8 protein-coding genes and 2 pseudogenes are annotated in these 9,051 nt (G+C 67.8%); 9 read left to right on the top strand and 1 reads right to left on the bottom strand.

The window, feature by feature from the left end:
* From AVMA1855_RS26135 to AVMA1855_RS26105, 7 genes and pseudogenes are all read left to right on the top strand, one after another.
* Positions 1-164: pseudogene (locus AVMA1855_RS26135) on the top strand (tartrate dehydrogenase); the annotation flags it as partial.
* Positions 165-851: 687 nt separating this feature from the next.
* Entirely contained in the window at positions 852-1,970 is a 1,119-nt protein-coding gene (wecB, locus tag AVMA1855_RS26130; protein ID WP_284427949.1) for a non-hydrolyzing UDP-N-acetylglucosamine 2-epimerase, read from the top strand.
* Positions 1,971-1,974: 4 nt separating this feature from the next.
* The gene (locus AVMA1855_RS26125; RefSeq protein ID WP_284427948.1) at positions 1,975-3,279 is read left to right on the top strand and encodes a glycosyltransferase family 2 protein; all 1,305 of its coding nucleotides are present in this window, start codon (positions 1,975-1,977) and stop codon (positions 3,277-3,279) included.
* Positions 3,272-4,327, top strand: a complete 1,056-nt coding sequence (locus AVMA1855_RS26120; protein ID WP_284427947.1) for a bactofilin family protein — start codon at positions 3,272-3,274, stop codon at positions 4,325-4,327. The genes AVMA1855_RS26125 and AVMA1855_RS26120 overlap by 8 nt, the downstream gene beginning before the upstream one ends.
* The gene (locus AVMA1855_RS26115) at positions 4,324-5,346 is read left to right on the top strand and encodes a hypothetical protein (protein ID WP_284427946.1); all 1,023 of its coding nucleotides are present in this window, start codon (positions 4,324-4,326) and stop codon (positions 5,344-5,346) included. The genes AVMA1855_RS26120 and AVMA1855_RS26115 overlap by 4 nt, the downstream gene beginning before the upstream one ends.
* A gap of 31 nt (positions 5,347-5,377) precedes the next feature.
* Complete coding sequence (locus AVMA1855_RS26110) at positions 5,378-6,211, top strand: YaiO family outer membrane beta-barrel protein (RefSeq protein ID WP_284427945.1); 834 nt, start codon at positions 5,378-5,380, stop codon at positions 6,209-6,211.
* An 11-nt stretch (positions 6,212-6,222) separates the two neighbouring features.
* Entirely contained in the window at positions 6,223-7,059 is an 837-nt protein-coding gene (locus tag AVMA1855_RS26105; RefSeq protein ID WP_284427944.1) for a hypothetical protein, read from the top strand.
* 76 nt (positions 7,060-7,135) lie between these two features.
* Here AVMA1855_RS26105 and AVMA1855_RS26100 read toward each other — a convergent pair whose 3' ends face one another.
* Positions 7,136-7,807, bottom strand: coding sequence for a Crp/Fnr family transcriptional regulator (locus tag AVMA1855_RS26100; RefSeq protein ID WP_284427950.1), 672 nt, complete (start codon positions 7,805-7,807; stop codon positions 7,136-7,138).
* A 187-nt stretch (positions 7,808-7,994) separates the two neighbouring features.
* Between AVMA1855_RS26100 and AVMA1855_RS26095 the strand changes: the two are divergent.
* Together AVMA1855_RS26095 and AVMA1855_RS26090 are read left to right on the top strand one after the other, a co-directional pair.
* Positions 7,995-8,356: pseudogene (locus AVMA1855_RS26095) on the top strand (isocitrate/isopropylmalate family dehydrogenase); the annotation flags it as partial.
* 210 nt (positions 8,357-8,566) lie between these two features.
* Positions 8,567-8,992 carry a hypothetical protein gene (locus AVMA1855_RS26090; RefSeq protein WP_284427943.1) on the top strand — a complete coding sequence of 142 codons (426 nt, stop codon included), beginning with the start codon at positions 8,567-8,569 and terminating at the stop codon, positions 8,990-8,992.
* The last annotated feature ends 59 nt before the right edge of the window (positions 8,993-9,051 follow it).

Genomic DNA, 9,051 nt, shown 5'->3' with positions numbered 1-9,051 from the left:
ACTTCTTGACGCAAGGCCAGGGCGCAGGGCGGCAGGCGCACGATGCCATCGTGGCGGCGATCGAGGAGGTCATCAAGACCGGGCCGAAGACGCCGGATTTGGGCGGCACGGCCAACACCACGCAGGTGGGCGAGGCCATCGCGGCACGAATCGCCCGGGGCTGATCCACGCACGGCACGCCTTCGATGAGGGCGCTGCCAGCGCCTCTTTCCACGCAGGTCCTCTGTGCCTCTGCCAGCCGGGCAGGCGCTTGCCACGGCAGAGGCGGATGCCGTCCAGGCGCGCATGGATGAGCGCCCTCATGGCCGCTGAGGTCACGCCTTCGCGCCGCATGCCAGTCACGTCAGCAATCCGCTCCCGCGCCATGACCTGCCAGCGGCCCTGGCTTCGGCCCATGCTCAGCAGTCGCCGGCAACACAGCGGCTGATTCAGCACATGCACCCGATGGCACGCGGCCGTGTGCGACCTTGCACAGCCGCACGTTCTGGCGCGTCCAGGCCGATGGCGCGGCCCTCCCTCCGCGCCCAACGCAACCCCGCGTTCACTTCCTGAGCCCTCCCTGAACCGGTGCCGGGCAGGCGCTCCGACACCGCGCCTTCGGCACACCCCCCTCCTCTTTCACCCAGACGGCGATGGCGGCCCAGGCCTACAACGCTATGTGGGTCAGCGAACAGACCGCGCTCCAACCCGCACGCACCATCGCCCGTGCTGTGCAGAAAGAGAGCGGACCGATGGAGCGTGGGCCCCGACCATTTCACTGCAGCGCGCGTGTGCCGACACTGCGGCCCCTCCGGGACGCCTGGCTTCTTCCTCTTTCCTCTCTCACTCCAACCACCGCAAAGGATCGAGCCATGCAGGACATTCTCATCGTCTCGGGCACGCGCCCCGAGATCATCAAGCTGGCGCCTCTGTACCACGCGCTGCGGGCCTTCAGCTGGGCCCGGGTGCATTGGCTGCACACGGGCCAGCACGATGAAATGGCCATCCAGATGCTGGACTGCTTCACCATCCGGCCGGACATCGTGCTCCACCGCGAAGGCAGCACCCTGCAGGAATTCAGCGCCGGCTGCCGCCGCCAGATCGACGGGGTGCTGCAGGCGAAAGACTACGCGCTGGTCATCGTGCAGGGCGATACCGAGTCCGCTTTCATCGGCGCGCTGGCGGGCTTCTATCGTGGCCTGCCCGTGGCCCACGTGGAGGCGGGGTTGCGCACCTACAACCTGGCGCGGCCCTTCCCCGAAGAAGGGCTGCGCCAGATGATCAGCCGGCTCGCGCGGTTCCACTTTCCGCCCACCTCGCGCTCGCGCACCGCGCTGCGGTCGGAGGGCATTCCCGACGAACGCATCCACGTGACGGGCAACACCGTGGTGGATGCGCAGCACTGGACCTGCACGCACCACGGGGTGCGGCGTCGCACCACCGGCCGGGGACACCTGCTGGTTACCTTCCACCGGCGCGAGAGCTGGGGCGAGGGCGTGCGCGGCATCTGCCGGGCCATCGCCGATCTGGCGCGGCAGAACCCCGGGCTGCAGGTGCTGTTTCCGGTGCACAAGAACCCCGTGGTGCGCGAGCCGGTGCAGGCGCTGCTGGGTGGCATCGCCAACATTCAGTTGAGCGATCCGCTCGATTACATGGACATGCAGCAGGCGCTCGCCGATGCCTGGCTGCTGCTCACGGACTCGGGCGGGCTGCAGGAAGAGGCCCCGACCTTCGGCGTGCCCGTGCTGGTGCTGCGTGACGAAACCGAGCGGCCCGAGGCCGTGCAGGCCGGTTGTGCGCTGCTCATCGGTCCGTCGTACGACGCCATCGTCTCGCACGTGACGCGGCTGCTGGGCGACCCCCACGCGCACCGGCAGATGGCGCAGGTGCACAGCCCCTTCGGCGACGGCCAGGCCTGCCAGCGCATCGTCTCCGTGCTGGCGAGCCATCTGGTGCCCGCCGCACCCATGCCCTTGCCCCTGGCGGCCTGACACCATGCATCCGCTCGGACTTCTTCCCGCCTTCTCGGCGCAGCCGGTCGCCGCCGTGATGGCCTATCTGCTCATGTTCGTGGTGCTGTTCATGGTGCTGTACGGCATCCGGCACTTTGCGTTCACCATGAGCCGGCTCGTCGGCACACAGCGCCATCCCTATCTGGACATCGCGGTGGCCCAGTGGCCCATGATCACCGTGTTCATTGCCGCGCACAACGAAGAGAAGGTGATCGCCGGCTGCATCGAGGCGCTGCTCAAGACCGACTACCCCGCCGACCGCATGATGATCATTCCGGTGAACGATCGCTCCAGCGATGCGACGGCGCAGATCATCAACAGCTACGACGAACGGTTCCCCTCCCGGCTGGCTCCCTTTCACCGCACCAGCGGCAAGCCGGGCAAGTCGGCGGCGCTCAAGGACGCACTGCGCTTTGCCGAGGGCGACATCGCCATCATCTTCGATGCCGACTACGTGCCCGGGCGCGGGCTGCTCAAGCAGCTGGTGGCGCCCTTCTTCGATCCGGAAGTGGGTGCGGTGATGGGCCGCGTGGTGCCCGTCAACAGCGGTGCGAACCTGCTGACCCGGCTGCTGGACCTGGAGCGCTCGGCCGGCTACCAGGTCGACCAGCAAGCGCGGATGAACATGAACCTGATGCCGCAGTACGGCGGCACGGTGGGAGGCGTGCGCATGTCGGCCGTGGAAGCCGTGGGCGGCTGGCACGACGACACGCTGGCCGAGGACACCGACATCACCTTCCGGCTCATGTTCAACGGCTGGAAGACCGTGTACACCAACCGCTCGGAGTGCTACGAGGAAGTGCCCGAGGAATGGCCCGTGCGCATCAAGCAGGTCAAGCGCTGGGCCAAGGGGCACAACCAGGTGCTGGCGCGGCACTGGTGGAAATTCGTCACCAGCCCCTACCTCACGCTGGGCCAGCGCGTGGACGGGATGCTGCTGCTGTTCGTCTTCGTGATCCCGCTCATCATGCTGGCCGGCTGGTGCCTGGCGCTGGGGCTGTACTTCCTCAACGCGGGGTCGCTGCTGTCGCAACTGATCCCCGTGTTCGCGCTGATGGTCTACGGTACGCTGGGCAACTTCGCCGCGTTCTTCGAGATCGTCATCGCGGTGCTGATCGATGGCAACCGCCGGCGCCTGCGGCTGCTGCCATTGAACATGCTGGGCTTCATGGTGAGCCTGTTCGCCATCTCCGGCGCCGTGTGGAGCCTGCTGCTGGACGCGCTGCTCAAGCGCGAAATGGTGTGGGACAAGACGGCGCGTTACCGCAACGAGGTCAAAAATGCCTGAATACCACCCCATGCTGCTGGCCTTCGCGACGGCCTGCGCCGCACTGTTCTTGCTGCCTTTCGTGCCGGCCATCCGCGAATGGCGGCGCCCGACCGACAGCGCCGCCCTGCTGGTTCCACCCGACCATGCGGCCGATATCGACCACTTCGCCCGGCGGCTGCGCGCCGATGCGCAGGCCCGGCTGGGCCAGGGCGAGTCCACGGGGTACGAGTCCTTCGACCTCATCTCCCCCAACGCCGCGCCCGCGGCATGGGCCAGCGCCCGAGCCCGGCTGCTGGCGTGCGGCGACGTGACGACGCCCGCGGCCATCCTGGCGTTCCAGCCCGTGTTCGTGGACGGCAGCATGCACGTGGGTGCCGGCAGCGCGTTCTCCAGCCTCTATGCCACGCGCGACCTGGAGCTGGGCGACGGCAGCAAGATCGCCGATTGGGCCCATGCCGACGGAGAACTGCGCCTGGGCCCCGGCAGCACGGCCCTTCGGCGCGTGTCCGCGGGCGCGGCGGTGAAGCTGGCCGCCCCCTGCTGGTTCGAGCGCCTCCACGCGCCGGTGGTGCGACTGGGAGGCCCGGGCACGGGACAGCCGTCCACGGCCCCGCCCACCCCCACGCCGCCAGCCCCGCAGACGGCCAGCTATGCCACGCTGGCGCACGCCATCCAGCGCACGCCGCAGCTGTACATGGTGAGGGGCGACTGCACGTTGGCGGAACACTCCATCTACCGTGGCTCCCTGGTGGTGACGGGGTTCCTCACCATCAGCCCCTTCACCACCGTGATCGGCGACATCAAGGCGCGCGGCGGCATCACGCTGGGCGAAGGGGCCGTCGTGCACGGCGCCATCACCTGCGAGCAGTCCGCGTACCTGCTGCCCGGTGCGCTGGCGCTGGGGCCGGTGGTGTGCGAAGGCGATGTGATGCTCGGTGCGCGCACCGTGGTCGGGCTGCCCGATGCGTTGACGACCGTGAGCGGGCGCTGCATCGTGGCGGAGGAAGGCGCGGTCGTGCACGGCACGCTCTGGGCCCACGAGATCGGCATGGTGAAGCAGGCATGAACACCCGCCTCTCCCGCGCCCTGCAAGCCCTGGCCGCCATCGCGGCCATGGCGTTGCCCCTGCCCTTCGCCTACGCCGCGGGCACCGCCAGCAGGGCGGGCGCTGCCACACCGCTGGACCTGCAGGCGTATGGCGGCGACAGCGGCGCCATCACCATCCTGCATGGCGGCGCGGCCAGCGACCCCTACTTCACGTTGCAGGCGCTGCTGCTCGCACACGACAACGGCCTGGACATCCAGGGCCCGGCCGTCCGCTTCGCGGACTGGCTGGTGCCGCAGCAAAAACCCGACGGCACGTTCGACCGCTTCTGCCGCGATGACGGCGGCGGGTGGAAGGCCTGCAAGACCGCCGATGCCGACGACTCGCTGCTTGCGATGTGGCTCAGGCTGCTGCAGGCCATGCCGGCGCACGTGAAAGCCTCGCCCGCCTTGCGCAAGAGCCAGGCCACCAGCCGGGCGGCGCTGGCCCACCTCTACCAGCCCTCGCGTGGGATCTACATGGTGTCGCCGGTGTACCTGCACGGGCTGTTCATGGACAACCTGGAGGTTTGGTCGCTGCGCGTGCGCGAGCCCCTGAGCGCCCCGGGCGCCGAGCCGTCGGAGCGGCTGGCGCAGGCCATCCACGACACGTTCTGGGACCCGGTGAACCGCCGTTTCCTGGTGTCCACGCAGATGGAGCAGCGCGCGCAGCCGGCGGCCTTCTACCCGGACCACGTGGCCCAGCTGTTTCCGCTGATGGTGGGCTTTCCCCTGCTGCCTGACTCGGCCGACACCCATTACCGCGACTGGATGCGCCGGCACCGAAGCGAGTGGCTGGCCCAGGGCCAGACTGACTACCCGTGGGGAATCATCGCCGTGCTGGCGCTGCGCCGCAACGACCCGGACACCGCCCGCTGCTGGGTGCGCCACAGCGCCCCGCTGCGGCATTCGGCCCGCTGGGCGGTCACCGACGAAGTGTCCTTCCAGATCCTGGCCAGCAAGGGGGTGGGCGCCGCCCCTCCCGCGGCCGCCTGCCGCTAGCCGACCCGACCGCCCCATTGGAGCCCCCCGCATGCAACGCCACCCGGCCCTTCACTTTCTCTGGCTGCTTGCCCTGTGCGCGCCCGCGCCCGGCCTGGCCCAGGCGCCCGCCACAGGCCAGGACCTGATCATCCCCGCGCCGCCCGCACCCGTCGAAGAGCGCACCCGCAGCCTGCAGCTCAGCGCGGGAACGCAGCACCTGAGCGGGCCCTACGGCAACTGGCGCGACATGACGCTCACCGGCGGATGGAGCCTGCCCGGCCACGTGCTGCAGGGCGAGCTGTCTTCGCACCGGCGCTTCGGCGTGGGCGGTACCTACCTGGGCGTGGGCGATACATACCGTTTCGACGAAGACTGGTACGGCTCGGTGACCCTCGGCGCTGGCGACGGTGCGTTCTACCTGCCCAAGTACCGCGTGGACGCCACGCTGAACCGCAAGTTCCTGGCCGACCGCCGGCTGGTGGGAACCCTGGGCGCGGGCTACTACAGGGCGCCGGACGGGCACTCCGACCGCAGCGTGCTGCTGGGGGCCACCTACTACTTCGAGGCGCCCTGGATCGTCGAGGGTGGTGTGCGCTTCAACGAAAGCGCCCCGGGCAGCGTGAACACGCGCCAGCACTTCGTGGCCCTGACCTGGGGCCGCGCCAAGGCCGACCTGGTGACCGCGCGGGTCGGCTGGGGGGGCGAAGGCTATCTGGCCACCGGCCCCGCCACGCAGTTGGTCAACTTCACCAGCCGCGAGGCCAGCATCGCCTGGCGGCACTGGATCGGCCAGAACACCGGCCTGCTGCTGGCCGTGAACCGCTACAGCAACCCGCTGTACCGGCGGGCGGGCGCCACCGTCGGCCTGTTCCACGATTTCTGAGCAGAGACGCCATGACAACAACCACCCCCATCCCGGCCGATGCCGCGTATCCGCACGGCCGCGCCTTCGCCGCCACCTTCGAGGCCTTGCGCGAAACCGGCAGGCAGGTGCACAGCCGCCCGCACCGTTCCATGACCCCGCTGAAGGTGACGCCCTTCCTGCTGGTTCAGGCCATCGTGCTGCCCGCGGCGCTGTGTGCGCTGTTGGTGTGGGGGCGGCGCGATCTGTTCGACTTCTGGCGAGACGTCATCGTGTTCTGGTCGCAGGCCCTGGACATACCTTTGCGGCGGTTGCTGATCGACGGCCGCGTGGGCTCGAACGGCATGGCGCTCACTGCGGGCGCGAGCGACCGCCCTCTGCCCGGCATGGCCGGCATGGCGGCCGCGGCGGGCCTGGTGGTGGTGCTGCTCTTGGCCTCGCTGCGGATGCGCAAAGCCAGCCTGCCCCTCAAGTACCCGATGCGCATCATCGGCGTGGTGCAGGCGTTCGCGCTGGCCTACTTCTGGTTCATCCCGCAGCATTTTCCGTACACGATTTCCCGGCACAGCGAAGAGCTGATGTTCATCGGCTACGTGATGATGGTCGCCACGCCGGTGATGCTGGGCGCGGGCTACTACATCCTGAACGAAAGCCTGCTGTCGAAGGTGGGCAACACCCTGGCGATCCTGGCGTTCTTCGCGTTGCTCATCCCCCACCAGGTCATGGCGCAGGCCTTCCTCATGCACCACCTGTCGGTGCTCTACATGCCGGTGCTGTACATCTGCTTCGGCGCGGTGTTCGATGCGCTCGTGTTTGTCGCCCTGTACTCCTGGGCCATGAGCGACGTATCGCCCAACGCCATGCGCTGAGACAGATAAAGGATCAAGGCCAGCGCACCGCCCGGCCGGGCGCGCGGCCCGCACGAGTGGCCCCGCAACGAACCGCTCAGAGGCTGTGCGAGGGCGGCAACAGCCGGTCGTACTCGCGCTTGACCACGGCGTAGCACTCGCACGAGCGCTGCTCCAGCGCGGGTCGGTCCAGCACCTCGATGCGCCCGCGCGAGTAGCGGATCAGCCCGGCCTTCTGCAGCTTCATGGCCGCTTCCGTCACGCCTTCGCGCCGCACGCCCAGCATGCCCGCGATCAGTTCCTGCGTCATGACGAGCGTGCTGCCCTCCAGCCGGTCCAGGCTGAGCAGCAGCCAGCGGCACAGTTGCTGGTCCAGCATGTGGTGGCGATTGCAGACCGCGGTCTGCGACATCTGCGTGATGAGTGCCTGGATGTAGCGCAGCAGCAGCGGCAGGATGGCCGGATTGGCCACGTCGCCGCGGATGCGATCGGCCCGGATGCGAAACGCCCGGCCGGCGCTCTGCACCACGGCCCGGCTCAGGAGCGACCCGCCCCCCATGAAGAGGGAAATGCCCACCACGCCTTCCCGCCCCACGACGGCGATCTCCGCGGAGGAGCCGTCCTCCATCACATATAGCAGCGACACGATGGCGGTGGCCGGAAAGTAGATGTGCCGCACCGCCGCACCGGACTCGTACAGCACCTGCCCCAGCGGAAGCTCCAGCACATCGATGAGGGGCAGCCACCGCTGCAGGTCGTCTGCGGCCATCGCATGGAGTATTCCGTTGCTGGAGACTTCGTCAGGTTGCAGTGGCTGCAGTGGCACACGGGACATATTTTTGACTTGTTCGCCGGGATGTGTTTCAAAAAGTATATGGACAACGCGTTAGACGTTATGTGCGGTGGCGCACATAAGGGGCTTTGTTGCGGAAAGGCCATGCCCGAAGCGGCACCAAGCACGCTTCAGGCTGCGACTCGGGCGCTTCGATGGGACGGCGCCGTCCGGCGCCATCCTCAGTGATCTTGGAGCCCGCGACGACCAGCACCATCGGCCAACCTCAATGCCGAGCGCACATCACCCGGCCTGTTCGAGCCGTGCACGGCTCGGCGCCGGACATCTACGGCCAAAACATCGCCAACCCATCGCCATGATCTGGTCGGGCGCGCTGATGCTGGACTTTTTGACGCAATGGGAGGACAGGCGCAGGATGCGATCAAGGAGGCCATCAACACCGGACCGAAGACGCCCGACTTAGGGGACACGGCCAACACCACGTATGTGAGCGAGGCCAAAGCGGCGCAAATCGCCAGAGCTTGATCAACGCAGGTCCGGTGCTCTGACCACTCTGGCAGGTGCCTGAGCGAAATCTATGAACCTGAGCCGATGCATCTGCGATTACACACAATTTCGATGGACCATCGTCAGTTTCACGCAAGCCCAAGAATGCCCAATCCGGCGGCATTTAAAGGGAGGTACGCGAGTCCACACCAGCCGATGGTCCGCTGCCGATGAAACCCATAAGGCTCTATGACCGAACAAAAATTGGTTTGCTTGCCCGATGGGTGCAGTAAACCTGTCGAGGTTTCCGATCCGGGCGCGATGAACAGGGTGATCCTCAAGCTCCAGCAACTCTATCGGGCATCAACGCTGGCCGGAGACAGTGCCGCTCAGTACTGGGCAGATATCGCCGTGAACTCGAAGAGCCCGCTTGCCCCACTGGCGCATGTGCCTGGCGCCCTGGCCGTTCTGTGGACCCCAGACATTGCACCCACCACAGCCCTGACGCTTGGGACGGCAGGGTATGGCTTCGCGGCGCTGCCGAAGAATCTGATCCATTTCACCACCAGAGCCGGCGCCGCCGGCATAGCGCGCACTGGAGTCATCAGGGAGCCTCTCACAACCCCATGTTTGACGAATCCGAATAGGGAGGAGTGGGCGCCAGTAGCCGTTTGAGCGTGATGAGGCCCAGCAGCGGTCTGCGCCTGGGTGCATGAGGGGCCTTGCAGGCCCGG

Source organism: Acidovorax sp. SUPP1855, from assembly GCF_030158955.1.
Classification (GTDB): Bacteria; Pseudomonadota; Gammaproteobacteria; order Burkholderiales; family Burkholderiaceae_C; genus Paracidovorax.
This window is presented reverse-complemented; position numbering and strand designations above follow the sequence as displayed.